Below are 24,541 nucleotides of genomic sequence, written 5' to 3'. Positions count from 1 at the left end.
CCGTCGATCCTGCCGGGCGGTGCCGCTGCGGTCCTCCTCCGAAGGTGCCGACCGCGCGCGCAGGGGAGGTGGCGTGCGCCACGGCGTCGTAACCTCGGAACATGTCCACTCCCCCGGCGCCGGTGGCGGCCGACCCCTCGCCCGAGGACCTCGGTCGCCTCGGCTCGGAGCGCCGGGACCTGCTGATCGCCGGCGGGTATGCGGCGCTGGTGCTGCTGCTGGCGGCCTCCGGGGCGAGCAACTCCGGTTTCGTCGAGGCCGACGGACGGTGGCCGCTGTGGCTCTCGGTGACGCTGATGCTGGCCGGCTGCGCGAGCATGATCTGGCGGCGTCGCCGTCCGGTGGTGACCCTGGCCGTGGCCGGCCCGCTCGCGGTGCTGGAGATCGTCGTCGGTGGGCAGATCTCGGCGTACTTCCTGCTGTTCGAGGCGCTGTTCGACCCGGTGATGCACGGCAGCCGCCGCCTGGCTCGCGCGACCACCGCCCTCGCGGTCGCGGCCGGCGCGATCGCGCTGATCACCACCGTCGTGATCAACGGCGTCGGGCCGATCCTGCTGGTGGTGCTGATGGTGACGGTGCTCGTGGTGACCACTCCGCTGCTGTGGGGCTGGGAGGTGCGCCACCATCGCGGGGCCCGGGAGGCGGCAGAGAGTCTCGCCGGGCTCGAACGCGAGCTCGCAGCCACCCGCGCCGTCCATGCCGTCGAGACGGAGCGCCGCCAGATCGCCCACGACCTGCACGACGTCATCGCGGGGCATCTCAGCGCGGTCTCTCTGCACACGAATCTGGCCGCCTCCCTCGAGGACGAGCAGGCGCGTGGACGCTCGCTGGTCACGGCCCGGGAATCGGCGCACGCGGCGCTGCGCGATCTGCGCTCGATCATTGGGGTGCTCTCGAGCGAGGAATCCGGCGCCCTGCCCACCGCCACGCTGGACTGGCCCTCGCTCGAAGCGCGGCTGCGAGGCCGGGACCCCGCGGCGCGCGTGGAGATCGACCCCGCCGCCACGGACCCGGCGCGCGTGGACCCGTCGGTGCAGGCCGCTCTGCTGCGCATCGCCGCAGAGGCCGTCACCAATGCGGTCCAGCACGGTCGGGCGCCGAGCTCGTTGGTGGTCCGCGCGGAAGCCGACGCCGTGACGCTCGAGCTGGTCAACGGCCTCGCGGTGCAGTCGGAGCCCGGTGCCGGCGTGGGGCGCGGAGCGATCACCCACCGTGCCACTGCCGTGGGCGGCACCGCCGTGTCCGAGCCGATGGCCTCCGATGCCGGCGAGCCGGAGACGTGGCGGGTCCATGCGTGTCTGCCCGTCGGCCGCACCGAGGTCTCCTCGCGAGCCGCCCAGCCCGCCCACGCCGGTCCGCACCGGCCCACCGTCTCCCTCGAGGATCAGGAGCGCACCTCATGAGTGAACCCATCCGTCTGCTCGTCGCCGACGACCACCCCGCGGTGCGCTCCGGGCTGGTCGCGCTGCTGAACTCGGCGCCCGACGTCACCGTGGTCGCCGAGGCCTCCGACGGCACCGGGGCGCTGGCCGCGGCCCGCGAGCACCGGCCCGACGTCGTGCTGACCGATGTCCGCATGCCCGGCGCGACCGGTATCGAGATCACGCCGCGCCTCCGGGAGACGGGTGCGAACGTGCTGGTGATCTCGGGATTCGACCTCGATGAGTACGTGCTCGGTGCGCTCGCCGCGGGGGCCGACGGCTATCTGGTCAAGACCGAGGACCCGGAGCGGATCCTCGCCGCGGTGCGCGACGTCCACCGGGGTGACGCCGTGCTGTCCGCGGCGGCGACCAAGGCGGTGGTGGGGGCGCTGCGGGGGCGCGCACTGCCGTCCCGGCACGAGGCGACAGCCACGCCGGCCGCCGGTGCGGGCCGCGTAGCCATGGACCGGGGCACCACCGATGCCGGGGCCGCCGAGGCACCCGGACCCGGGCCCGGCTCCCGCTCGGAGATCGCAGATGCGACCGCACAGGCCGCTCCCACCCCGCCGCTGACCCGCCGCGAGGAGGACGTCCTCGCGCTCGTCGCCCAGGGCATGTCCAACCAGCAGATCGCCAGCGACCTGTTCGTCGAGATCACCACCGTGAAGTCCCACCTGTCCCACGCGCTGGCCAAGCTGCAGCTGGACTCGCGGGTCCAGGCGGCACTGTGGTGGCAGCAGAACCGCGGCTGAGGGCACTGCGTCGCGTCGCGCTCTCACCCGGCACGCGACCTCACGCGGCGCGGCGGACCCCGCGCAGGATGAGCCGGACCAGCTCAGCGACGAGGCCCGAGAGCACGCCGACGATGAGCCCGGTGAACAGGCTCGAGAAGACCGCGACCAGGCGGAACACGATGGCCTGGGCCGTCGGATCGAGACCGGAGAGGTTCCCGCCCAGCGACGGGCCGCCGTCGGGGAACGAGGCGCCCCAGAAGATCTGGTGTCCGATCGCGAGGAGCACGCCGTAGCAGGCGCCGATCGCCAGCAGCGTCAGGAACGGGCGGGGCACCCTCGCGGCGATCGCGACGGCGATCCACACGATCACGGGCACGAACACCAGCAGCATGTTCGCCAGCGTGCCGGGGTGGAGCACGCCGAGGTCGTGCAGGATCACGCGCGGAACACCGAGCAGGGCGAGGCCGAGGATCGCGAGGATCGACAGTCCCAGCGGGCCCCGAGAGGTGCGGACAGGAGCGGAGGACGCGGTCTGGTTCGTCATGCCCGGAACACTAGGAATCGGCTGGCCATCTCCACATCCGTCGGCCGTCGCGAGCCGGGTACGCCGCCCGCCGACACCGCGATGTCGCCTCGCGGCCGACGCCGACGTCGCCAGGCCCGGCTTACGCTGTCACCGTGACCACGCCCTCCACCTCCCGCCTGAACGCCCCGACGGGGCCGGCGCGCGGACTGGGCGGCCGGCCGCTGGACATCATCCTGGCGCTCGCGGTGACCGGGGTGCTGGTCGCGATCATCTCCGCGGGCGTCGGCGGGGACACCGAGTCCGATGCCGTCACCTACCTGTGGGCCGCCGGCCTGGGCGCGGTGATGCTGGTGCGTCGCCGCTACCCGGTCCTCGTCCTCGCCGTCTCGGTGCTGGGCCTGTTCGCCTACTACTCCTTCGGCTACCCGGCCATCGGGGTCGCGGTGCCGGTCGCCGCGGCCCTGTTCTCCGCCGCCGAGGCCGGCCGCCTGCGCTGGGCGATCGGCGCCGCGCTGCTCGTCGTCGGCGCCAGCGTGTTCTTCCGCCTCGCCGAGGGCGAGGCCGCCTCCCTGGTGATCGGGTACGAGCTGGCCGGCCACGTGCTGCTGATGGCGGCCGCGATCGCCCTCGGTGACGGGCTCCGCTCGCGCCGCCGCCTGGTGGCCGATGCCCGCCGCATCATCGCCCTGACCGCCGAGGACGAACGCCGACGCACCGCCGAGAGTGCCCGCATCGAACGCGAGGCGATCGCCCGCGACCTGCACGACGCGCTCGGTCACCGCACGACCGTCATCTCGTTGCACGCCGACGTGGCCCGCGAGGCGCTCGATCGAGGAGACCGGGCCGCCGCCGACGCGGCGCTGGGGATCATCACCGACTCCTCCCAGGCGGTGCTCTCGGAGCTGCGACGCACTGTGCGACTGCTGCGGGCCCCGGACGAGGCGCACGCGCCGGCCGAGTCTCTCTCCGCCGTGCTCGAGAGCCTGCCGACGCTGCTCGTGCCCGGCACGGAGCTGTCGACGTCGGTCCAGCTCGATGCCCCACTGCCCGGACCGGTCGACGCGGCGGCCGCCCGGATCGTGCAGGAGTCGGCTGTCAACGTCGTCCGTCATTCTCGCGCAAGCAGGGTGGAGGTGACGGCGCGCATCGTCGAGGGCGTACTCGAGCTGTCGGTGATCGACAACGGCGACGCGGGGCCGCCGGCATCGCACGGGGCGGGCATCGTGGGCATGCGCGAGCGCGCCGAAGCCCTCGGCGGGCACCTCACCGCGGGCCCCGAGAACAGCGGATTCGCCGTCCGCGCGGTGCTGCCGCTCGCCCACGACGAGGAGGCGCGATGATCCGCGTGCTGCTGGCCGACGACCAGGACCTGGTGCGCGCAGGTCTGCGCGCCCTTCTCGAGGGGGCCACTGGCCTCAGTGTGGTGGCTGAGGCCCGCTCCGGCCGAGAGGCCGTCGAGCTGACCCGACGGCACCATCCCGACGTGGTGCTCATGGATATCCGGATGCCCGATACCGACGGCATCGCCGCCACCGCCGAGATCACGGCCGACGGGGACCTGGATGCAGTGCGGGTGCTGATCCTCACGACGTTCGACGACGAGGCCGAGATCCTCGCCGCCGTCCGGGCGGGCGCGGCCGGATACCTGCTCAAGGACACCCCCGCCGGCGACCTGCGCGACGGCGTGCGGACGGTCGCGGCCGGGGAGAACCTGCTCTCGCCGCGCATCACCCGACAGGTCATGGCGCAGCTGGCATCCTCGGCCGTCCCACAGGCACCGGATCCGCGCCTGGCGCGCCTGACCGAGCGCGAGCTCGCCGTGCTGCGCCGTATCGCCCATGGCGAGACGAACGCAGAGATCGCCCGCCGCCTATTCGTCTCCCCCGCCACGGCCCGCACCTACGTCAGCCGTATTCTCACCAAGCTCGACGCCCGCGACCGCACCGAGCTGGCCGTCATCGCGCACCGCTCCGGGCTCTACTCCGAGGACGAGGCCTGACGACCGACGAGAAGCAATGACCGCAGGTCAGAACACCTCGAAGTTGGCCATCATCATCATGTCCTCGTGCTCGAGGTTGTGGCAATGGACGACGAACTTCCCGGTGAACTGCTCGAAGCGCACCAGGATCTCCGCCTCCCCGCCGCTGCCGAGATTGACGGTGTCCTTCCACCCGCCGTTGTAAGGGCCCGGATCGTCCCCGCCGCCCGTGCTGAGCACCTGGAACGGCGAGAGGTGGACGTGGAAGGGGTGGGCGAGGTTCAGCGCACGGATCCGCCACAGCTCCACCTCACCCAGCTGCGGCGCAGCCTCGATGCGGTCGGGGTCGAAGGGTTCGCCATTGATGGTCCACAGGGTCATGCCCTCGTGCTCGGCGCCGCCGCGCTGGAAGACGAACTCCCGCTCGACGGTGACCTCGTCACGGGAGAGCGGCGTGATCTCGGAGAGCGTCTCGGGGATCCGCGCCTCCTCCGGACCTTCGCGGGCGACGACGAAGCGCATCACCTGGCCGGTGCCGTCCTGACCCAGCCGGTTCACGAGCGTCACCTCGTCCCCCACCGAGTATGCGGAGAAGTCGACCACCACGTCGAACCGTTCGGCCTGCGCGATCTCGATCGACTCGTGCGCGACGGGCGCGGCCAGCAGGCCTCCGTCGCTGCCGATCTGGACGAACGATGCCCCGTCGGCCGGCTGCGGATCCAGGGCGAGCTCGTACCGTCGGGCGTTCGAGGCGTTCAGCAGCCGGAAGCGGTACATCGTGTTCGTGACCTCCAGGACGGGCCACGCGGCGCCGTTGACCAGGATACAGTCGCCGAGCACGCCGCTGAGGTATTCCTCCTCGACCCCGGGATGCTCCTGCAGCGTGGGGTCGATCGAGGGGTAGAGGAACGAGCCGTCCTCGGCGAAGCTGCGGTCGACGATCATCAGCGGGATCTCCCGCTCCCCCGCCGGCAGACCGAGCGCGTCCTCCTCGTCATCGCGGACCAGGTGGAAGCCGGCCAGGCCGCGGTGGACCTGCGGCCCGGTGAAGTCCATCCGGTGGTCGTGGTACCACAGCGTCATCGCGCGCTGCCGGAGCGGGTAGACGTACTCGCGGCTCGACCCGGGCTCGACGAAGTCGGTGGGGTAGCCGTCGTGCTCGGCCGGCGTGACCCCGCCGTGCAGGTGCACGACGGTCGGCACGTCCAGCCCGTTGTGGTGGGTCACGACGGTCTCCCGGTCCCGCCGGGTCTCCAGGGTGGGGCCCGGGAAGATGCCGTCATAGCCCCACACCTCGGTGGTGACCTCCGGCAGGATCTGCGCCTGGCCCACCTTCTGGATGAGCTCGTAGCGGTCCGCGTCACCGTCCGTGCCGACCGGCTCCAGCACGGGCGGGATCGGCAGGGGTGCGGTGAAGGGCTCCGGCAACCGGGCTGCGCTCTCGATCACGACGCCGGCGCTGCCCTGGGCGCTCTGGTTGCCGGCGAAGAGCCCGCCCGGCAGCAGCCCGCCTCCCGAGCAGCCGGCGAGGGCGGGAAGGGCGAGGCCAGTGCTGGCCAGAGCGCCGAGGCGCAGGGCGTCGCGGCGCGAGGGTCGCTGTGGTGACGTTCCTGTCTGCATACCGTCGGACGCTACGGAGCCGGGTACCGGTCCGTCATCGGCCTCCCGTCGCGGCCCGGGTCGCTCGCGGGCGACGTCCGGGGTCGACGGGAAGCGACGGGACGGGCCGGGCCGGGCACGCCGGCGACGCAACACGGCATACTCGGGGACACCGGATGGTCCCGCTCTCACGGACGCTGCCGTGGTCTCGGCGAGCGTCGGCCCGACAGCTCGTGCGGCGCACCTTCCCCGCACCGGCTCAGCTTCCCGCGAAGGACACCCCGCATGATCGACGTCCCTCTCACCGACGAGTTCCTCCTCGGCTCCGCAACCGCCGCTGACGGCGGCCTGGAGCGGACCGCACGGGGCGTGCGGCCCCACCGGCTGCCCTCGTGGCTGCGCGAGCGCTGGCCCGAGCCGCAGCTGATGGCCATGGAGGCACAGCCCTCCGGGGTGCGCCTGGAGCTGCGCACTGCGGCAGGGCAGGTGGAGCTGGTCCTGCACCCCCGCCGCGTGGACTACGTCGGTGCGCCGCGCCCACGGGGCGCCGTGGACGTGGTCGTCGACGGCGAACTCCTGCGCAGCGAGAGCCTCACCGGTGGTGACGCAGTCCAGGTCGACCTCCGGGACGGCAGCACGGAACTGGTCACCGGATCCCCGCACCGGGTCCTCCTCGAGCTCCCCTCCCCCGGTGAGCACCACGTCCAGCTGTGGCTGCCCCACACCGAGGAGGTCGAGATCCTCTCCGCGCGCGCCGACGCACCGGTGCGGCCCGCGGAGCAGACGGGGCCGCGGTGGATCCACTACGGCAGCTCGATCAGTCAGGGCTCGAACGCCACCCACCCGACCGGCATCTGGCCCGTGGTCGCCGCCCGCGCGGCCGGCATGCGGCTGCGGAACCTGGCCGCTGGGCGGCAGCGCCATGGCCGATCCGTTCATCGGCCGCATCGTCCGTGACGAGCCGGCCGACGTGGTGAGCCTCGCGATCGGCATCAACCTCGTCAACGCCGATGCCATGCGGCGCCGCACGTTCGTCCCCGCACTGCACGGGCTGCTCGACACCGTTCGCGAAGGCCATCCCGATGCTCCGCTGCTCGTGGTCACCCCGATCTACTGTGGGATCCACGAGCGCACTCCCGGCCCGGGTGCTATCGACCCCGAGAGCATCGGCAGCGACCAGGTGCGCTTCACGGCGACCGGGGCCCCCGGCGACACGGAGCTGGGGCGACTGACCCTCGAGGTGATCCGGGACGCCACGAGGGAGGTACTCGAGGGGCGCAGCGACGACCAGCACCTGCACCTGGTCGACGGGCTCTCCCTGTACGGCGAGGCCGACGCCGACCGGCTGCCGCTGCCCGACGGGCTGCACCCTTCGACCGCAGCGCATCGCCTGATCGGGGAGCGATTCGCGCAGCTGGCGCTGGGGCGCGCAGGGACGGCAGCTCGCTCGGCTGCGACTCACTGACGCGATACAGCAGCCGCGCGGACCGATCCGCGGCTTCTCTCCGTCATCCTGAGAAGTGATTCATGAGTTCAGTGCCCGTCGCTCACATCCTCACTGCTGACCATCGAGAGCGCGCCGAATAGCCGCGCACGATGCCCCGACGGGGTTCGAACCCTTCGGGGCATCGACGCCGGGCCGGCGGGCCCGTCAGTCCACCGGCGCGACGCGGATGCGGTTCCCGTCGGGGTCGGCGACGACGAAGGTGCGGCCGAAGACGGCGTCGTGAGGGGGCTCAAGCACCGTGACGCCGAGGCCCGCCCAGGTGCGGTACTGCTCCTCGACGACTTCCGGCCCGCCGGGCAGGCACAGGGTCACCTCGCTGGTGCGCACCGGGTCTCCGGCGAGCGCGTCGCCGTGACCGCTCCACAGGGCCAGGTCCACCCCGTCGGCCAGGGAGAAGGCGGCGAACCCGGGGCTGGGGAAGAAGCTCGGCTCGATGTCGAAGAGCTGTCGGTAGAAGTCGACGGTCCGGACGACGTCGCTGACGTAGACGATGAACATGTTCGGACTGGTCATGGTGGAGTTTTCCTCTCTGATCGGGGTGTGTGCCTCCAGGATCAGGCGGCCGCGCGACAGCAGTCTGTCGGGGTTTCGACCCGAACTTTCGCCGTAGTCCCGGTCGCGCTCTCTACCCTGAGAGGATGCGCCGCAGTGAACGTCACCACGCCGTGCTCGACGTGCTGCGAGCCAACGCCGAACGCCCCATCTCGGTGCCGCGGCTGGCCGCGCGATTCGGGGTGAGCACCCGCACCATCGAGCGGGATGTCCGCGCGCTGCAGGAGGCCGGCGTCCCGATCTACGCCGAGCCCGGGCGGCGCGGCGGGTACGCGGTCCGACGGGACTACTCGCTGCCGCCGCTGGCCTTCACGCCGCAGGAGGCGACGGCGGTCGTCGCCGGGCTCAGCGTCATGATGGGCTCGCCCTTCGCAGGAGATTCGCGCCGGGCGATGGATAAAGTTCTGGCCGCTCTGCCTCCCGAGCGTCGGGAGATGGTCCGGGACCTCGCCGGCCGGGTGGCGAGCATGGCCCCGGAGGGCAGAGCCACCGAGGACGTCGACGCGGTGATCCGCGATGTGCTGGTCCGGCCGCGCGTTCTCGAGCTCGAGTACGTCTCGCACCTCTGCGGCGAGCGCACCCAGCGGCACGTGGAGCCGCTGGGACTGATCACCGTGCGCGGCGCCTGGATCCTGGTGGGCTGGTGCCGGCTGCGCGAGGCAGTGCGCGGCTTCCGCACCGACTGCATCGCGCGGATCGAGAAGACCGACGAGTGACCCCCTCGGTCACGCCCTCTGCATCGGTCCAAACGGTCAGCTCGCGCAGGGTGTCCTCGGGCTCGCCCGCCAGGACGCCCCCGCCGTCGGAGGCCTCCATGGCGCTGACCTCGGTGAGGAACGTCCGGATCGACACGGGCACCTCTCGGGCCCGGTCCACACTCATCAGCCGGGCGTGCTCGTAACTGTCGCTCTTCTCGTCCAGCTGCTGGAGGACCACGGGGTTGGCGAGGGACAGCATGGCCAGCTGCATGTCCGCGGCGACGAGCCCCGGCGGGCATGTTCGGGTGCCGGGAAGGCGCGGCCTCGAGCCGTCAGCACGTCACAGCAACCGCGCGAACCGCTCCAGCGCGGCGACGCCGACGACGTCCTCCTCCCCCAGCGGGATCTCCTGCAGCGGCACCTCCGGCAGCGCGGAGCGGAGGGTGGCCAGATGCTCCTCCTCCAGTGCCCGGCGGCGCTCCAGGAAGTCCCCGCGGCCTGCCGGGGAGCGCTTGTTGACCACGAGTGCGCCGACGTCGACGCCGGTGCGGGTCAGCTCCTCGTGCAGCTCGATGGTCTCGAGCACCGGCAGACGCTCGGCGGCCAGCACGATCGCGAAGGAGGTGGTCTCGGCGTCGGTGAGAACCTCCCGGAGGCCAGCGAGGCGATCGCGGCGGCGCAGCAGGATGGAGCGGATCTCCTCGTCGCGCTCCGCGACGGGGTCGCGCGGGGCGGCACTGCCGAGGATCTTCGAGCCGTGCCCGTCCAGGCCCCGCAGCGCCGCGCCCAGCTTCTCGGACTTCTCCCGGCGGCTCAGCAGCCCGTCGGTCCAGGCCGTCATGACCTCCGGCAGCGTCATCAGTCGGGCGGTATGACCGGAGGGGGCGGTGTCGACGACGACCAGGTCGAAGTCCTGCATCCCGGTCTCGACCAGCTCGGTGATCCGCTCCAGCACAGCGGCCTCGTGGGTGCCCGGGGAGCGGCGGGAGAGGCCCATGTGCTTGTCGACCTCGCCGGCGAGGTGCTCGGGCATCAGCCGCTTCAGGGTGCTGCCCACCTCGGCCAGGTGCTGATCCGTGGTGGCGTCGGGGTCGATCTCGATGCCGGCGAGCAAGCCGCCGCTGGTGCCATCTCCAGCGGCGGGACCGGCGCCGACACGCGGGCCACCGTCGCCATCCATCGCAGCCGCGGCACCTCCGTCCCCGTCCAGCGGGGTGATGCGATCGCCGATCCTCTGATCCCAGAGGTGGCCGAGGTTGTGGGCCGGGTCGGTGGAGACCACCAGCACCCGCCGGCCCTCCCGCGCGGCGGCGAGCGCGAGCGCGGAGGCGACGGTGGTCTTGCCGACGCCGCCCTTGCCGCCCAGGAACAGCACGCGCCGCTGGGCGGCAAGGCTCAGCAGCATCGGAAATCCTCCAGCGGGGAGCGCTCCATGCCCATGCGGCGGTGCCAGTCGTGGAAGCTGTCGTAGAGCACCGGCAGCAGCTCCGCGGTGTAATACGAGACGGGGTTCGGCACCCCCAGCATCTCGCTCATCACCAGCATGCGGAACAGGTCGTCCTGGTCGCGCCGGGCACGGGCGAAGGTGCGGCGGTACGGGGCGACGTAGAACTCGCGCAGTCCGTCGCTGAATGCCCGCCAGCGGGAGCGCGCCATCAGCGTGCGCGGCCCTCGTCGGCGGTCGTCGCGGCCGGCTCGTCCAGTTCCGGCTCCTGCCGGCGCGCACGGTTCAGGGCGATGGCGGATTCGACGATCACCCACACCGCCGCGATCAGGATGACGATGTCCATGATCAGCAGCAGCCAGTTGCCCTCGGCGAGGAACCCGCCGAGCTGGATCAGCAGGGCGTAGACGCTGACGAAGAGGACGAACAGCAGCGGGATCATCACCGGCAGCACGGGGCGGCGCTTGCGGGTGAGCATCACGGCCAGGATCGCCAGGGTCAGCCCGGCCAGCAGCTGGTTGGTGGTGCCGAACAGCGGCCAGATCAGCATGCCGCCGGACCCGTCGGCCCCCGCGCCGAAGGCGAGTGCCAGGCACACCACGAGCACGACGAGGGTCGCCGAGAGCGTGCCGAGTTTGAGGCCGACGATCTGGCCCATCTCCTGGACCACGAAGCGCTGCAGTCGCACGCCCGTATCCATGGTGGTCGCCGCGAACAGCACGGCCATGGTGGCCAGGATCGTGGCCGACAGCGACGTCGGCAGGCCCAGGCCGGCGTTGAGGATCGCGCCGCCGCCGTCGACGAACGCGACGACGCCGCCCTCGTTGAACGCCGAGTACACCGATTCCCAGTCGGCGAGCGTACGGAAGCCCGCGGTGGTGGCGATGATCGCGCCGAGCGCCAGCAGCCCCTCGCCGACGGCGCCGAAGTAGCCGACGAAGCGGGCGTCGGTCTCCTTGTCCAGCTGCTTGGAGGAGGTGCCGGAGGAGACGATGCCGTGGAAGCCGGAGATCGCGCCGCAGGCGATGGTCACGAACAGCAGCGGCATCACCCCGGGCGTGCCCTCGGGCACGCTGGTGTTGAACGAGGGGGCGACGATCTCGGGCCGGAAGATCAGCACCGAGCCGTACAGCAGCCCCAGGCCGATGAACAGCTGCAGGCCGTTGATGTAGTCGCGCGGCTGCAGCAGCACCCACACCGGCAGGGTCGAGGCGATGGCGGCGTAGACGAACAGCACCAGGATCCAGAACGCCTCGGCGGACATCCCCAGCACCGTCTCCGGCAGGGCGACGGGGAACCGGTCGCCGACCAGGATCAGGGCGTACAGGGCGGCCACGCCCACCACGGAGACCACCGGCAGGCTCCACTTCAGCCGGTAGATGGCCTGACCGATCAGCACCGCGACCACCAGCGCGCCCCAGACCGGGATCACCGCTGTCGGGGTCGAGACGAACAGCCCGGAGATCACCACGGCGAAGGCGGCGTTGACCATGAGCAGCAGCAGGAAGATGACCACCAGGAACAGCCGGCTGCCGCGGGCGCCGATGTAGCGGGCCGAGAGCGTGCCGATGGACTGGCCGCGGTTGCGCACCGAGGCCCACAGCGCGCCGAGGTCGTGCATGCCGGCGAAGAAGACGGTGCCGAGCGTGACCCACAGGAACGCGGGCAGCCAGCCCCAGATCACGGCGACCGCGGGGCCGACGATGGGCGCGGCCCCGGCGACGGAGGTGAAGTGGTGCCCCCAGAGCACGAACTTGTTGGTGGGCACGAAATCCACGCCGTCGCGCAGCTCATGGGCGGGGGTGCGGAAGGCCGCGTCGAGCTTGTAGACGCGACCGGAGAGGAAGCGGGAGTACAGCACGTACCCCGCGACCATCATGGCGATGCCGACGACGGCGAGGATCAGCGAGTTCACTGGGGGAAGCCTTCCTGTCATGTGCGGTACGCGCGCCGGTGGGCGTCCACGATCAGGGGCCGGCGGCCGCCGTGGGCGGCGTGGCTCCGTCCGCGTCCCCATCGCGCGCGTTGGCACACACGGTAGCCGACGACGGGGGCGCTGTCGGCACCGCTCCGGGTGCGCTCGGACGTCAGATCAACGCGGTCACGTCGGGCTCGGAGCCGGTGGAGATGGTGCCGGTGACGGTGAAGGCGTCGAGGTCGAGGATCGCGACCGTGTCGGCATCCAGCAGGGTCACGAACGCCGTCGGCTCCGAGGGGTGGAAGGAGATCCCGGCCGGCGTCCCGTCGAAACCGATGGAGGTCTCCTCGGCGAGATCCGCGTCGTAGCGGGTGACGGTGCGGTTCTCGATGTCCGTGGTCAGCAGCTTGTCCTGGCCGGGGATCACGTAGACGCGCAGCGGGTCGCCGGGGACGTCGGCCCGCTGCTTCTCCTTCATCGTCCGCGCATCGAGCCGCACGAGTGCCTTGTCCTCGCGGGCGCCGACGTAGAGGTGCTTCTCGTCCTGGCTGAGGGCGCAGCTCTCCGGGATCCGGCCCGGGGAGGCGATCACCGGGGCGACGGAGGCGTCGTGCGGGTCGGCCAGACTCACGGTGTGCGACAGCAGCCCGGTGACGTAGGCGCGGGTGCCCTCACGGTTGAGCGTGACCATGTGGGTCTTGATGCCGCCGGTGTGCACGGCGGCCGACGGGGCCTCGGCCTCTGCGGGATCGTCGATCCGCACCAGCACGGCCTTCTCCTCGCTGAGGACGTAGAGCCGGTCCTGCTCGTCGATCGCGATGCCGTGGAGGCGGTTGAACGGGCTGAGGTCGATCGTCCGCACCAGCTCGCGGGCGTCGAGATCGATGACGAACACGCTGGTCCCGCCGCTGCCGACATCACCGGACATCCGCACCCCGTAGTGGCCGACGTAGGCGTACTTCGAGGCGCTGTCGATGACCATCTCGTGCGGGTACTCCCCCAGCTCGATCCGCTCGAGCAGGGTCCCGTCGGCGGCGTCGTGGAAGGCGACGGCATGGCCGCTCTTCTCGACCACGACCAGAGTGCCCTCGAGGTCTCCGCCGCTGGGGGTGTTCTCGGCGCCTGCCGGGGAGGTCATCACGGTCGGGGCCGCTCCTGCTGCGAGGAGTCCGCCGCCCACGGCGCGGAATACGGTCCGTCGGGTCACCATGTCGCTCTGCCCTTTCGCTCGTCCACTCGGGACGCTCGGTTCGTTCCGGGATGCTCGGTTCGCTGCGCGCAGGGCACGGTGGACGCCGCTGCGCGACCGCGAAACACGGTAGACGCGGGGTGAGGCCGGTTCAACGACGTGCCCCCACCGGTGCGCGCGATGGCAGCCTCCGCGAGCCTGTTACCGCACTGTGCGGGTGCCGCACCTCCGGAGGATGTCGTCCACGACGTCGGCCACGGGCGCGGTGGCGTCGATCGGGATGGCGCCGGCCGGGACGTCCTCGTGGTTGCGGTGCCACTGCTCGATACGGGATCGCTCGGTCGGTTTCCCTCCGCCCCACTCCTCGTCCGGCCGCGCATCCAGCCGCCGGGTGAGCGTGGCGAGGTCGACCCGCAGCACGAACACCTCGTCGAAGACGTCCCGGAACTGCGGGAGATTCCTCGAGCCGCCGCAGAAGAAGGTGGCGGGCGCCGACTGATCGCCCGCGAGCTGCCTGACCTTCCGGGCATCCCAGATGTGGTGCTCGTGGAGCTGGGTCTCGGTCGGCTCACCGGACTCGGGGTCACCCTGGTAGGCCAGCTCCCGATCCCCGTGGATCACGTGGTGGCCGCGTCGCTGGAGCTCCTCGGCGACGGTGGTCTTGCCGGTGCCCGAGAGCCCTTCGATCAAGTAGTTCTTCGTGCCCATGCGGCTGTCACTCCCTCAGATCCAGCGTGTCGACGACCTCTCGCACGCGAGAACGGTCCTCCTCGGTGAGGCCGCGCAGCGGGCGCGGCAGGGAGGGTGCGGCGACCAGTCCGAGGTGCTCGGCGATCGCGGCCGCGACGCGCAGGCTCCCGAAGTCGGCGATCAGGTCCCACAGAGGGCGCAGTCCCTCCGAGTCGGCCAGCGAGCGCTCTGCCCGGGACGTGCCGTCGGCCCGGGCCGCGAGTGCGCTGCGAGCGACGCCGGCCATCGTGCGAGGGAGGGTGCCGCCGAGGGACGAGAACCAGGCGTCGCATCCGGCCAGCAATCCTGTTGCCGCGAACCCATCACCGGAGATCCCGAGCTTCACGTGGCCGGGAACGACGGCACGGATCGCCTGCACGCGCTCACGCACCTCGGCGACGCTCCCCGCCACCGGTGGGATCTTGATCGCCCCCACCTGGGGCAACCGGGCGATGTGGGCGTAGAGATCGAGGGCGAAGGTGAAATGCGTGGTGCCGGGGTTGTCATAGACGACCAGCGGGACCGAGAGCTCGGCGGTCACGTCCTCGTAGAGCCCGGCCACGTCGTCCTCGGTCAGCGGCTGGTAGCTCATCGGGGCCAGCAGCACGGCGGATGCCCCCGCCTCCTGGGCGTCGGCGGCGAGAGCCCTGACCCATGAGGTGCGCAGCGCTCCGATGCCGACGATCACCGGCACCTCGCCGGCGTGCTCGACGGTGGCAGCGGCGACCGCTCGCCGCTCGCTGCGGTCGAGGTAGGCGTAGGAACCTGTCGACCCCAGCGCGCCGATCGAGTCCACGCCCGCCTCGACCATGCGAGCGACCAGGCGTGCATACGCGCCCATGTCCACGTCGTCGTGCCGGAACGGGGTGAGGGGAAAGGCGCTGAGACCGGTGAGCATGCGCCCGAACGTACAGCGCCCGGACCCGCCCCTCTACAGGTTTCTCAGCACCCGTTTCTCAGGGCCCGGCTGTCAGAGCCTGGCGGCGCGACGCTCAGCTCACGGCGACACGACCGGCGGCGGAGGCGATCCCGAGCCACGTGTGGCGGTTGCCCCACCAGCACCAGCCGAGCTTCGGAGCGTCCTTCCGCTCGCGCCCGTCGCGTCCGGTCCCGTTGCTGATCCACAGCGCCGGGGTGCGGGAGTCGAACTTTCCGCTCTTCGTCGTCAGCCGGGATCCGATGGTCATGAAGCAGTGGTTGCGCTCCAGGACGCCCGGCTGCTGGAGGACCCAGTGCAGACCCTCCATCAGCAGCAGCGGGCTGCGACCGGGACCCGTGATCTCCGGGAGGCTCTCCTCTGGCGTGCGGTTGGCGAAAGCGTCGCCGCGGTCGACCCCCTCGACGACGTACACCGGGGTCGACGGGACGTCGATGCCGACGGGTGCGAACTCGTCCACATCAGTCATGTCCTCGACGACGAAGCCGGGCTTGTCGGCCCGTCGCATCAGTGGTGCCAGGGCCGACGGCGGCGCCAGGTCGGGGCGGATCGCCAGCAGCGCATCGGTGCGGGCGCTCCCCCGCGAGTCGGCCGCAGCGTGCAGGGCCTGCGCCGTGAGTCCGGCGCGGGCATGGACGTCGAGGTCGATCAGGCGCTGGGCCTGGTCGGCGAGGCTCGGCAGGGACACGGCGGTGGGGGCGGCGTTCGTCGGCAGGGCGGCGTCGGGCTGCGTGATGGCGTCTCCTCGGGCAGGGGCGGCAGTGCCGGGATGGTGCGGGGCGCGGCGTGACGAGGGCACGTCGGCCGCAAGCACCCCAACGTGGCGGAAGCGTGCCTCATTCCCTGGCGCGAGAAGACGTCGCCTGCCTGCGGCCAGATTACCGCCGCGAGAATCCGGTACTGCCCCTCTGACCCGGACGCTCGGGCAGTGGTGCTGCGAGCCGCGGCGCCGTCAGCCAGGCTGACTGCACTTCCCCAGTGACCGCTTCCCCGCGTCGCGCCCGTCGGGAGCCGCTGCCGCCCGCCCGGTCGAACCCTGGGCAGCCCGCCCGGATCCGGCCTAGGCTGGAAGAAGGTCCGCCGACGGACCGGGGCGGGCCGCGATCCCAGGAGGAACAGCGCCATGGCACTGAACGTCGCACAGAAGCTCATCGACTCTCACCTGCTCGAAGGGGACCTGGCGCCCGGCTCCGAGGTCGGCCTCAAGGTCGACCAGACCCTCACCCAGGACGCCACCGGCACCATGGTGATGATGGAGTTGGAGGCGATGGGCCTCGATCGGGTGCGCACGGAGCTGTCGGTCCAGTACGTCGACCACAACCTGCTGCAGACCGACGAGAAGAACCCCGACGACCACCTCTTCCTGCAGTCCGCCGCGCAGCGCTTCGGGCTGTGGTTCTCCAAGCCCGGCAACGGCGTCTCCCACCCCGTCCACCAGGCCCACTTCGGCCGGCCCGGCACCATCCTCATCGGCTCGGACTCCCACACCTGCGCCGCGGGCGCCCTGGGCATGCTCGCCATCGGCGTGGGCGGCCTGGAGGCGGCGATGGCGATGGCCGGCCAGCCGCTGTACGTCGGCGTCCCGGAGATCTGGGGCGTGGAGCTGACCGGGACCCTGCCGGACTGGGTCTCGGCCAAGGACGTGGTCCTCGAGATGCTGCGCCGCCACGGGGTCAGCGGCGGCGTCGGCCGGATCATCGAGTACCACGGCTCCGGGCTCGCGCAGCTGAGCGCCATGGACCGCCACGTGATCGCGAACATGGGCGCCGAGCTCGGCGCCACCGCGACCGTCTTCCCCGCCGACGACGCCGTGCGCGACTACCTGCGGGCCGTCGGCCGCGAGAACGAGTTCCAGCGCATCGAGGCAGACGAGGGCGCGAGCTACGACCACACAGAGCACATCGACCTGGCCACCCTCGAGCCGCTGATCGCCAAACCCTCCTCCCCCGGCAACGTGGTGCCGGTCGCCGAGGTCGCCGGAGAGGACGTCTCGCAGGTCGTGGTCGGCTCGTCGGCCAACCCGGGGCTGCGCGACTTCGCCGTGGTCGCCCAGATCCTCGATGGCCGCCAGGCGCACCCGGGCGTCTCGGTCGACATCAACCCCACCTCCCGCGAGGTCCTCGCCGACCTCATCTCCGGAGGCTGGCTGGCCGCGCTGGTCTCGGCCGGCGCTCGCATCCACCAGTCCGGCTGCATGGGCTGCATCGGCATGGGCCAGGCGCCCGCCAGCGGCCGCAACTCGCTGCGCACGATGCCGCGCAACTTCCCGGGCCGCTCGGGCACGGAGGAGGACGCAGTGTGGCTGTGCTCGCCGGAGACCGCCGCGGCCGCCGCGCTGACCGGGAAGATCACCGATCCGCGCACGCTGGTCGACTCCCACACGATCGTCTACCCGCGGCCGACGATGCCCGAGCGCTACAGCGTCATCGACGACATGCTCACCCCGCCGCTGCCGCCCGAGGAGGCGGCGAAGGTGGAGCTGGTCAAGGGCCCCAACATCTCCGCGCTGCCGGACGCCGAGCCCATCGAGGACCACCTCGACGTGCCGGTGCTGCTGGCGATGGGGGACGACGTCTCGACCGACGAGATCATGCCGGCCGGGTCCAAGGCCCTCCCCTACCGCAGCAACATCCCCAAGATCTCCGAGTTCGCCTTCACCCGCATCGATCCCGACTACCCCGCCAAGGCCCAGCAGACCCCCGGCGGGCACGTGGTGGTGGCGGGCAAGAACTACGGGCAGGGCTCCTCCCGCGAGCACGCGGTGATCGCTCCGCAGTACCTGGGGCTGCGCGTGGTGATCGCGGAGTCCTTCGCACGGATCCACTGGCAGAACCTCGCCAACTTCGGGATCCTCGCCCTGGAGTTCGTCGACCCCTCCGACCGCGAGCAGATCAGCGTCGGGGACCAGGCGGTGCTCGAGGGCATCCACGACGCACTGCAGGCCGGCCACGACCTCACCGCCACCATCGGCGGCCGCGAGGTGCGCCTGCGCCACCGGCTCTCGGACCGGCAGGTGGAGATGATCCTGGCCGGCGGGCGCATCCCGCTGGCGGCGCGCGAGGTCAGCTGAGGCGGCCGGGGCGCGTGCTCACGCGCCGCGCTCGCTGACCGGCCGGTCATAGCGCCTTTACGCGGCCTGCCCTCTCCCGCACTATGAGGGCACCGGGCTCTGCTGACGCGAGCACCCCGCACCACGGTCGAAGGAGATCGAACATGACGCGCCACGTCTTCGTCCTCGGGCTGGACCAGCACAACCTGGAGATCCTTCGCCGCCTGCCCGGCGCCGCGGACCTCGAGTTCCACCGCCTGCTGGCGCGCCGGGACCTGCAGTCGACCCACATCGACATCCACGAGCTGCTGCACCGGGCGGAGGAGGAACTGCGCGACGCCGCCGATCCGATCGACGCGATCGTCAGCTTCTGGGACTTCCCGATGGTGGAGATGGTGCCGATCCTGTGCTCCCGCTACGGGCTGCCGTCGGCCGATCTCCGGGCGGTGCTGCGCTGCGAGCACAAGTACTGGGCGCGGCTGGTCCAGGCCGACGCGATCGAGGAGGTACCCGCGTTCGGCCTGCTCGACCTCGACATCCCCGAGCCGGTGCTGCCCGAGGGCATGAGCTATCCGGTGTGGATCAAACCGGTCAACTCCGCGTCGTCCGAGGGTGCCTACCGGCTCGAGGACGACGCGGATCTGCGCCGCCACCTGCCGGACGTGCGCGCCGTCATCGACCGCCTCGGGTCGCCGTTCCAGGACGTGCTGGACATGGTCCCGCTGCCCCCGGAGATCGAGCGCATCGGCGGGCAGGCCTGCCTGGTCGAGGCCGCCGTGGGCGGGCGGCAGATGACACTGGAGGGGTTCAGCCACGGCGGCGAGGTCGTCGTCTACGGCGTGATCGACTCCTTCGACTACCCGGACAGCTCGAGCTTCCTGCGCTATCAGTACCCGTCCTCGGCTCCGTGGGAGATCCAGGAGCGCCTCAGCGACATCGCGCGGAAGGTGATCACTGCGACGGGGCTGACCGACTCCACCTTCAACGTCGAGTTCTTCTGGGACGAGCGCACCGGCGCGATCAACGTGCTCGAGGTCAACGCCCGCCACTCCCAGTCCCACGCGCTGCTGTTCGAGATGGTCGACGGTGTCTCGAACCACCAGGCCATGCTGGATGTGGCCTTCGGACGCACGCCGCAGCTGCCCCACCGCACCGGCCCCTACGGGATGGCCGCGAAGTGGTTCCTGCGCGTCTTCCGCGAGGACGGGATCGTGCGCGCAGTCCCCTCCGGCGAGCAGATCGCCGAGCTGGAGCGCGAGCTGCCCGGCACCACCATCGAGGTGACGGCGGTGGTCGGCGAGCGCCTCTCGCAGCGGGTCTCGGAGGACGCCTACAGCTACGTGATGGCCACGATCTTCACGGGCGGGGACGACGAGGCCACCATCACCCGTGCCTTCCAGCGCTGCGTGGAGGCGCTGGACTTCCGGATCGACGAGGTCGCCGCCGACGGGACGACGATCTCGGACTCCGGGCTGGAGCTGTGACGAGCGCCCTCGAGCCGGGACGAGCGCTCAGGCTGTGACCAAGGCCCGGAGCTGTGACGAACGGACCAGAATCGTGACGAGAGGAGACGTGGAGACCGGATGAGGACCGTGACGAGCTTTCCGCACGAGGTCACCGAGACCGAGCACCTGTGGATCGAGATGTCCGACGGGACGCGCCTGGCGGCGCGGATGTGGCGGCCGGTCTCCTCGGACACCGAGCCGGTGCCCGGGATCCTGGAGCTGATCCCCTATCGCAAACGCGACCTCACCGCCCAGCGCGACTCCATCCACCATCCCTACATGGCCGGGCACGGCTACGCCTGCCTGCGGGTGGATCTGCGCGGCAGCGGCGACTCCGAGGGGGTGCTGACCGACGAGTACCTCGAGCAGGAGCTGCGCGACGCCGAGGAGATCCTGGCGTGGATGGCCGAGCAGCCGTGGTGCTCGGGCCGCACCGCGATGATGGGCATCTCCTGGGGCGGGTTCAACGCCCTGCAGGTCGCGGCCCGTCGGCCCCCGAGCCTCGGCGCGATCGTCACCGTGTGCTCCACCGATGACCGCTACACCGACGACGTCCACTACATGGGCGGCTGCCTGCTCACGGACAACCTCTCCTGGGCCTCGACCATGTTCGCCTACAACGGCTGCCCGCCCGACCCGGCCGTGGTGGGCGAGAGCTGGCGCGAGATGTGGCTGGAGCGGCTGGAGAACAGCGGGCTGTGGCTGGATACGTGGCTGCGCCACCAGCGGCGCGACGACTACTGGCGCCACGGCTCCGTGATCGAGGACTACTCGGCGATCGAGGTGCCGGTGCTCGCCGTCAGCGGCTGGGCCGACGGATACTCCAACGCCGTCTTCCGCCTGCTGTCCGGCCTGGACTCCCCGGTGCGCGGCCTGATCGGCCCGTGGAGCCACAAGTACCCCCACCTCGGCGAGCCCGGACCGGCCATCGGGTTCCTGCAGGAGATGGTCGACTGGTGGGATCACTGGCTGAAGGACCGGCGGGACAACGGCGCGATGGACCGGCCGGCGCTGACGATCTGGATGCAGGACCACGCCCCGCCGGCCACCACCTACGAGGAGCGGCCGGGCCGCTGGGTGGGCGAGAGCTCCTGGCCCAGCGACCGCATCGAGCCGACGCACTACCCGCTGGGCTACTACCGGATCCATCCGCCCGGCTCCGACCCCTCCAGCCCGCCGCGATCGGTGCGCTCGCCGCTGTCGGTGGGGCAGTTCGCCGGCAAGTGGTGCTCGTACAACGCCCCGCCGGACATGCCCTACGACCAGCGCGAGGAGGACGGCGGCTGCCTGGTCTTCACCTCCGACGAGCTCACCGAGCGGCTCGAGGTGCTGGGCTCGCCGATGGTCTCGCTGGACGTGGCCGTGGACCAGCCGATCGCGCAGGTCATCGTGCGGCTCTCGGATATCGCGCCCGACGGCGCCTCCACCCGCGTCAGCTACGGGGTCCACAACCTCACCCACCGCACCGGTTCTGACGACCCCAGCGAGCTGGTCCCGGGCGAGCGGCAGACCGTGCAGGTGTGGCTGAACGGCATGGCGCAGTCCTTCCCGGCCGGGCACCGGCTGCGGGTCTCGATCTCCACGTCGTACTGGCCGGTGGTGTGGCCGCCGCCCGAGCCCGTGCGGCTGACGATCCACCCCGAAGACAGCGAACTGGTGCTGCCCGTGCGTCCCCGCCCGGAGGACGAGGTCAGCCCGACGTTCGGGGAGCCCGAGGGGGCCGAACCGCTGGCCACGACCCGGCTGGAGCCGGGCAACCACGAGTGGAAGGTCAGCCGCGACCTGGTCGAGCTCGCCGGCCGGCTGGACGTGGTCAAGGGGCTGGGCACCGTGCGCTTCGACGACATCGACCTCACCGTCAGCCGCGACGCCCACGAGACCTACAGCTTCGTGGGGACCGACGTGAACTCCGTGCGCGGCGAGACCCTGTGGGACATCGGGTTCTCCCGCGGCGAGTGGGCAGCGCACACCACGACGCGCACCGTGCTGACCTCCACGCCCACCGACTTCCACGTCTACGCCGAGCTCGATGCCTGGGAGGGGGTCGAACGCATCCACTCCCAGACCTGGAGCACCACCATCCCCCGCGACTACGTGTAGCGGCGCGGGGCCGCGGGCGCCCCGCGAGCACCCCTCCCCCGCCACTACGTGAAGGGGCGCGGGGCAGCAGGCGCACCGGGAGCACCCCCTCGTTGAGGCCGTTTACGCGGGGTCCAAGCGGCCTCTACGAGGGGGTGCTCCCTGGCGAGCCGGCCGGGGCCGCCGTGCACCGCGGACCGCCTCGCATCAGCGCGTCCCGCACCGCGTGGCCATACCGCCGTAGTTGCCGGTCTGCGACCCTTATTCCGACCACTGCGGCGGTATGGCGACCTCGACACAGCCACTAGGAGCACGCCATGTTCTTCATCTTCTCCATCGCTCCGAAGGAGCGGGACCTCGGCCCGGGAGCGACGCGCACCTGCCCGCGCTGCCACAACACGGCTCAGTGGATGCGCCGCAAGTCCTTCCAGCAGTTCACTTTGTTCTTCGTCCTCCCCGTGGCGCGCTGGGGGCGGAAGGAGTACGAGCAGTGCCCCATCTGCGGAGCGACCCTCGGGGCGTAAGACCCCGCGCGACCACCCGGTCGAGAGTGCTTCGGTGTGGTTCGTATAGTGGGCGGCCAGAACGGAACGCATGTTCGCGTCGACACCAGGAGGCACCGATGAGTGCAGACGAGAAGTTCGAGAACGCGAAGGACAAGGTGACCGGCCAGGCGAAGGAAGGCTTCGGCAAGGCCACCGGTGACAAGGAAGCAGAGTCCGAGGGCCAGGCGCAGCAGACCAAGGCCGCCGCCAAGGACAAGGCGCAGGATGCCCGGGACGCCGTCAAGGGCGCCCTCGACGGGCTCCGCGACGACAAGGGCGACGGCTCTCGCTGACCAGCGCCCACGACCGGCGCCCCCTCCCGCGCGCTCCCGGACGACGCGCGTTGGGCGCCACGGTGGCGGCTCCACCTCGGTGGGGCCGCCACCGGTGTGTCCGGCCCCTTCCACGGTGGCCGCTGATGTGCGGCGGGCCGACATGGCGCGGCAACGGCCGACCGGCATCGTCGCAGGATCGGACAACGCCAGGCGCCTGCGAAGCTCTAGTCTGAGTCGACGCATTCCCTGCCGCGACGACGCCCGAAGGAAGCACGCGATGACCCAGCGAGTCCGAGTCCAGAACTTCAACGTCTCTCGCGATGGCATCGGCGCCGGCGAGAACCAGACCCTGGAGCGGCCCTTCGGCGAGGTGGAACCCGGCGACCTGTTCGGCTGGGCGGGAGCGACCGCCAGCTGGGTCAACCGCACCGATCCAGGCGGCACCCGCGGCGTGGAGGACTACATCACCCGTGACTTCGCCCGGAACATCGGTGCCGAGATCATGGGCCGCAACAAGTTCGGCCCCATCCGCGGGCCCTGGCCGGACCTGGAGTGGGAGGGCTGGTGGGGCGAGGAGCCCCCGTTCCACACCCCCGTCTTCGTCCTCACCCACCACCCGCGGCCGGACCTCACCCTCGGCGAGACGACCTTCCACTTCCTCGAGGCCACCCCGCACGAAACGCTCGAGCGCGCGATGGAAGCGGCCGGCGGAAAGGACGTGCGCATCGGCGGCGGCGTCACCACGCTCCGGGAGTTCCTCGATGCGGACCTCATCGACGAGATGCATGTGGCCGTCTACCCGACGGAGCTGGGTACCGGGCTGCGACTATGGGACCGGCCCGAGGTTCTCACCGATCGCTTCCACCTCGAGAAGGTCACCCCGCCCAGCGGCATCACCCACTGCTTCTTCTGGCGGCGCTGAGAGGCCGAGAGCGACGCCGACCATCTCCGAGGTCAACGGGATGGTCGAGTGAACTGACGGGGCCTCACGCCCCGATCGCGCCCTCCATCAGGTGAACGAACAGGACGATGACCGGCCCGCCGAGCAGGAAGTTGTTCAGGGCGTGCATCAGCAGCACGTGCCAGATGTTGCGCGTCCACAGGTAGACCAGGTTCATGACCAGGCCCGCGCCGGCGTAGGCGAGCGTCAGCAGCCAGTGCCCGTCGAAGTTGTTGACGTGGATCAGGCCGAAGACAAGGGCGTTGCCCACCACCAGCAACGCGGCCAGGGCGGCCTTGTTCCACACCGGGAACTTCATCAGCAGGGTATGGCGGAAGGTGAAGTCCTCGACCAGCGCGGTCACCGTCGGCCCGAGGGAGGCGAACAGCACCACCCCGAAGGCGATCGACGCCTGTTCGGGCACGACGCTCTCCTCGGTGAGGTCCGCCCCGGACAACGGTCGCAAGATCGCCCCCAGCAGGGAGATCACGATCTGGATGACGACCATGCCGACGAGGATGAGCCCCAGCGAGCGCCACTTGGCCCGCCACATGGCCCGCCAGTGCCGGGCCAGCAGCTCGCGGTTGGCGATCACCAGCACGATGAACAGAAGGATCCGGATGCTGGTGTCGGAGATGGCGAGGACGGTGGTGCTCTAGGTCGCCGCCTCGACCAGCCAGCCGCCCAGGAAGATCAGGGGGACGGCCGCGATCGCGATCCAGTCGCGCAGGGCCCAGTGGGCGGTGGTGGGCAGCTCTTCGGCGCGGACCAGCTCGAGGAAGCCGGGTCTATGAGGGGAGGAAGGGGATGCGCTCACTGGGGGACCCTCCTTAGTGCGGCCTTGTTCGGTAGGGTCGTGACCACTCGGTCCCGGCGGGTGCATGGCCTAGGATGCGAGCCGTTCGACGGCCAGCAT

At 71.3% G+C, this 24,541-nt stretch carries 25 protein-coding genes; 13 read left to right on the top strand and 12 right to left on the bottom strand.

The genetic code is table 11. From position 1 onward, the window contains the following. Positions 1-101 precede the first annotated feature (101 nt). Both ACFQRJ_RS00140 and ACFQRJ_RS00135 read left to right on the top strand, forming a co-directional pair. Complete coding sequence (locus ACFQRJ_RS00140) at positions 102-1,403, top strand: sensor histidine kinase (protein WP_377015738.1); 1,302 nt, start codon at positions 102-104, stop codon at positions 1,401-1,403. After that, positions 1,400-2,173 (top strand): response regulator, encoded by a 774-nt coding sequence (locus tag ACFQRJ_RS00135; RefSeq protein ID WP_377015735.1) that lies wholly within the window; start codon positions 1,400-1,402, stop codon positions 2,171-2,173. Before ACFQRJ_RS00140 ends, ACFQRJ_RS00135 begins: the two co-directional genes overlap by 4 nt. Before the next feature lie 40 nt (positions 2,174-2,213). Here the strand turns inward: ACFQRJ_RS00135 and ACFQRJ_RS00130 are convergent, their stop codons facing one another. Beyond that, positions 2,214-2,699 carry a hypothetical protein gene (locus ACFQRJ_RS00130; RefSeq protein WP_377015732.1) on the bottom strand — a complete coding sequence of 162 codons (486 nt, stop codon included), beginning with the start codon at positions 2,697-2,699 and terminating at the stop codon, positions 2,214-2,216. 134 nt (positions 2,700-2,833) lie between these two features. Between ACFQRJ_RS00130 and ACFQRJ_RS00125 the strand changes: the two genes are divergently transcribed. Both ACFQRJ_RS00125 and ACFQRJ_RS00120 read left to right on the top strand, forming a co-directional pair. Continuing rightward, the gene (locus tag ACFQRJ_RS00125) at positions 2,834-4,021 is read left to right on the top strand and encodes a sensor histidine kinase (RefSeq protein WP_377015729.1); all 1,188 of its coding nucleotides are present in this window, start codon (positions 2,834-2,836) and stop codon (positions 4,019-4,021) included. Then, the gene (locus ACFQRJ_RS00120; protein ID WP_377015726.1) at positions 4,018-4,680 is read left to right on the top strand and encodes a response regulator; all 663 of its coding nucleotides are present in this window, start codon (positions 4,018-4,020) and stop codon (positions 4,678-4,680) included. The genes ACFQRJ_RS00125 and ACFQRJ_RS00120 overlap by 4 nt, the downstream gene beginning before the upstream one ends. 27 nt (positions 4,681-4,707) lie before the next feature. On the opposite strand, the gene ACFQRJ_RS00115 is transcribed toward ACFQRJ_RS00120, so the two are convergent. Continuing rightward, positions 4,708-6,279 carry a multicopper oxidase family protein gene (locus ACFQRJ_RS00115; RefSeq protein WP_377015724.1) on the bottom strand — a complete coding sequence of 524 codons (1,572 nt, stop codon included), beginning with the start codon at positions 6,277-6,279 and terminating at the stop codon, positions 4,708-4,710. A gap of 264 nt (positions 6,280-6,543) precedes the next feature. Between ACFQRJ_RS00115 and ACFQRJ_RS00110 the strand changes: the two genes are divergently transcribed. After that, positions 6,544-7,215, top strand: a complete 672-nt coding sequence (locus tag ACFQRJ_RS00110) for a hypothetical protein (RefSeq protein ID WP_377015722.1) — start codon at positions 6,544-6,546, stop codon at positions 7,213-7,215. Then, positions 7,181-7,723 carry a GDSL-type esterase/lipase family protein gene (locus ACFQRJ_RS00105; RefSeq protein ID WP_377015721.1) on the top strand — a complete coding sequence of 181 codons (543 nt, stop codon included), beginning with the start codon at positions 7,181-7,183 and terminating at the stop codon, positions 7,721-7,723. Before ACFQRJ_RS00110 ends, ACFQRJ_RS00105 begins: the two co-directional genes overlap by 35 nt. A gap of 186 nt (positions 7,724-7,909) precedes the next feature. On the opposite strand, the gene ACFQRJ_RS00100 is transcribed toward ACFQRJ_RS00105, so the two are convergent. Continuing rightward, positions 7,910-8,278 (bottom strand): VOC family protein, encoded by a 369-nt coding sequence (locus tag ACFQRJ_RS00100; RefSeq protein WP_377015718.1) that lies wholly within the window; start codon positions 8,276-8,278, stop codon positions 7,910-7,912. Between the two features lie 125 nt (positions 8,279-8,403). On the opposite strand from ACFQRJ_RS00100, the gene ACFQRJ_RS00095 reads away from it, so the two are divergent. Then, entirely contained in the window at positions 8,404-9,033 is a 630-nt protein-coding gene (locus ACFQRJ_RS00095; RefSeq protein WP_377015715.1) for a helix-turn-helix transcriptional regulator, read from the top strand. Between the two features lie 322 nt (positions 9,034-9,355). Here ACFQRJ_RS00095 and ACFQRJ_RS00090 read toward each other — a convergent pair whose 3' ends face one another. From ACFQRJ_RS00090 to ACFQRJ_RS00060, 7 genes are all read right to left on the bottom strand, one after another. After that, positions 9,356-10,420, bottom strand: coding sequence for an ArsA family ATPase (locus tag ACFQRJ_RS00090; RefSeq protein WP_377015712.1), 1,065 nt, complete (start codon positions 10,418-10,420; stop codon positions 9,356-9,358). Continuing rightward, a complete protein-coding gene (locus ACFQRJ_RS00085) occupies positions 10,411-10,671 on the bottom strand; it encodes a cory-CC-star protein (RefSeq protein WP_377015709.1) in 261 nt (86 codons plus the stop codon). Before ACFQRJ_RS00085 ends, ACFQRJ_RS00090 begins: the two co-directional genes overlap by 10 nt. Continuing rightward, positions 10,671-12,374 (bottom strand): carbon starvation protein A, encoded by a 1,704-nt coding sequence (locus ACFQRJ_RS00080; protein WP_377015706.1) that lies wholly within the window; start codon positions 12,372-12,374, stop codon positions 10,671-10,673. The genes ACFQRJ_RS00085 and ACFQRJ_RS00080 overlap by 1 nt, the downstream gene beginning before the upstream one ends. A gap of 172 nt (positions 12,375-12,546) precedes the next feature. Beyond that, positions 12,547-13,515 (bottom strand): YncE family protein, encoded by a 969-nt coding sequence (locus ACFQRJ_RS00075; protein ID WP_377015703.1) that lies wholly within the window; start codon positions 13,513-13,515, stop codon positions 12,547-12,549. A 252-nt stretch (positions 13,516-13,767) separates the two neighbouring features. Further along, positions 13,768-14,274 carry an AAA family ATPase gene (locus ACFQRJ_RS00070; protein WP_377015700.1) on the bottom strand — a complete coding sequence of 169 codons (507 nt, stop codon included), beginning with the start codon at positions 14,272-14,274 and terminating at the stop codon, positions 13,768-13,770. Between the two features lie 7 nt (positions 14,275-14,281). Beyond that, positions 14,282-15,193, bottom strand: a complete 912-nt coding sequence (locus ACFQRJ_RS00065) for a dihydrodipicolinate synthase family protein (RefSeq protein ID WP_377015697.1) — start codon at positions 15,191-15,193, stop codon at positions 14,282-14,284. A gap of 94 nt (positions 15,194-15,287) precedes the next feature. Next, the gene (locus ACFQRJ_RS00060; RefSeq protein ID WP_377015694.1) at positions 15,288-16,031 is read right to left on the bottom strand and encodes a DUF5701 family protein; all 744 of its coding nucleotides are present in this window, start codon (positions 16,029-16,031) and stop codon (positions 15,288-15,290) included. A gap of 324 nt (positions 16,032-16,355) precedes the next feature. Here ACFQRJ_RS00060 and ACFQRJ_RS00055 point away from each other — a divergent pair, with 324 nt between their 5' ends. The 6 genes from ACFQRJ_RS00055 to ACFQRJ_RS00030 all read left to right on the top strand — a co-directional run bounded on the left by ACFQRJ_RS00055 (position 16,356) and on the right by ACFQRJ_RS00030 (position 23,607). Beyond that, positions 16,356-18,302 (top strand): aconitate hydratase, encoded by a 1,947-nt coding sequence (locus ACFQRJ_RS00055; RefSeq protein WP_377015691.1) that lies wholly within the window; start codon positions 16,356-16,358, stop codon positions 18,300-18,302. A 143-nt stretch (positions 18,303-18,445) separates the two neighbouring features. Then, positions 18,446-19,765 carry an acetyl-CoA carboxylase biotin carboxylase subunit family protein gene (locus tag ACFQRJ_RS00050; RefSeq protein WP_377015688.1) on the top strand — a complete coding sequence of 440 codons (1,320 nt, stop codon included), beginning with the start codon at positions 18,446-18,448 and terminating at the stop codon, positions 19,763-19,765. A gap of 99 nt (positions 19,766-19,864) precedes the next feature. After that, on the top strand, positions 19,865-21,886 hold the full coding sequence (locus tag ACFQRJ_RS00045; protein ID WP_377015685.1) for a CocE/NonD family hydrolase: 2,022 nt from the start codon (positions 19,865-19,867) through the stop codon (positions 21,884-21,886). 296 nt (positions 21,887-22,182) lie between these two features. Continuing rightward, entirely contained in the window at positions 22,183-22,389 is a 207-nt protein-coding gene (locus ACFQRJ_RS00040; RefSeq protein WP_377015682.1) for a hypothetical protein, read from the top strand. A gap of 98 nt (positions 22,390-22,487) precedes the next feature. Then, complete coding sequence (locus ACFQRJ_RS00035) at positions 22,488-22,703, top strand: CsbD family protein (RefSeq protein ID WP_377015679.1); 216 nt, start codon at positions 22,488-22,490, stop codon at positions 22,701-22,703. Positions 22,704-22,962: 259 nt separating this feature from the next. Continuing rightward, a complete protein-coding gene (locus tag ACFQRJ_RS00030; RefSeq protein WP_377015676.1) occupies positions 22,963-23,607 on the top strand; it encodes a dihydrofolate reductase family protein in 645 nt (214 codons plus the stop codon). Positions 23,608-23,671: 64 nt separating this feature from the next. On the opposite strand, the gene ACFQRJ_RS00025 is transcribed toward ACFQRJ_RS00030, so the two are convergent. Next, positions 23,672-24,226: a CPBP family intramembrane glutamic endopeptidase gene (locus tag ACFQRJ_RS00025; RefSeq protein WP_377015673.1), complete on the bottom strand. Its 555-nt coding sequence runs from the start codon at positions 24,224-24,226 to the stop codon at positions 23,672-23,674. Positions 24,227-24,280: 54 nt separating this feature from the next. After that, positions 24,281-24,442, bottom strand: a complete 162-nt coding sequence (locus ACFQRJ_RS00020; RefSeq protein WP_377015670.1) for a hypothetical protein — start codon at positions 24,440-24,442, stop codon at positions 24,281-24,283. Between the last annotated feature and the right edge of the window lie 99 nt (positions 24,443-24,541).

This window comes from Brachybacterium sp. GCM10030252, assembly GCF_042666535.1.
Lineage (GTDB): Bacteria > Actinomycetota > Actinomycetes > Actinomycetales > Dermabacteraceae > Brachybacterium.
This window is presented reverse-complemented; position numbering and strand designations above follow the sequence as displayed.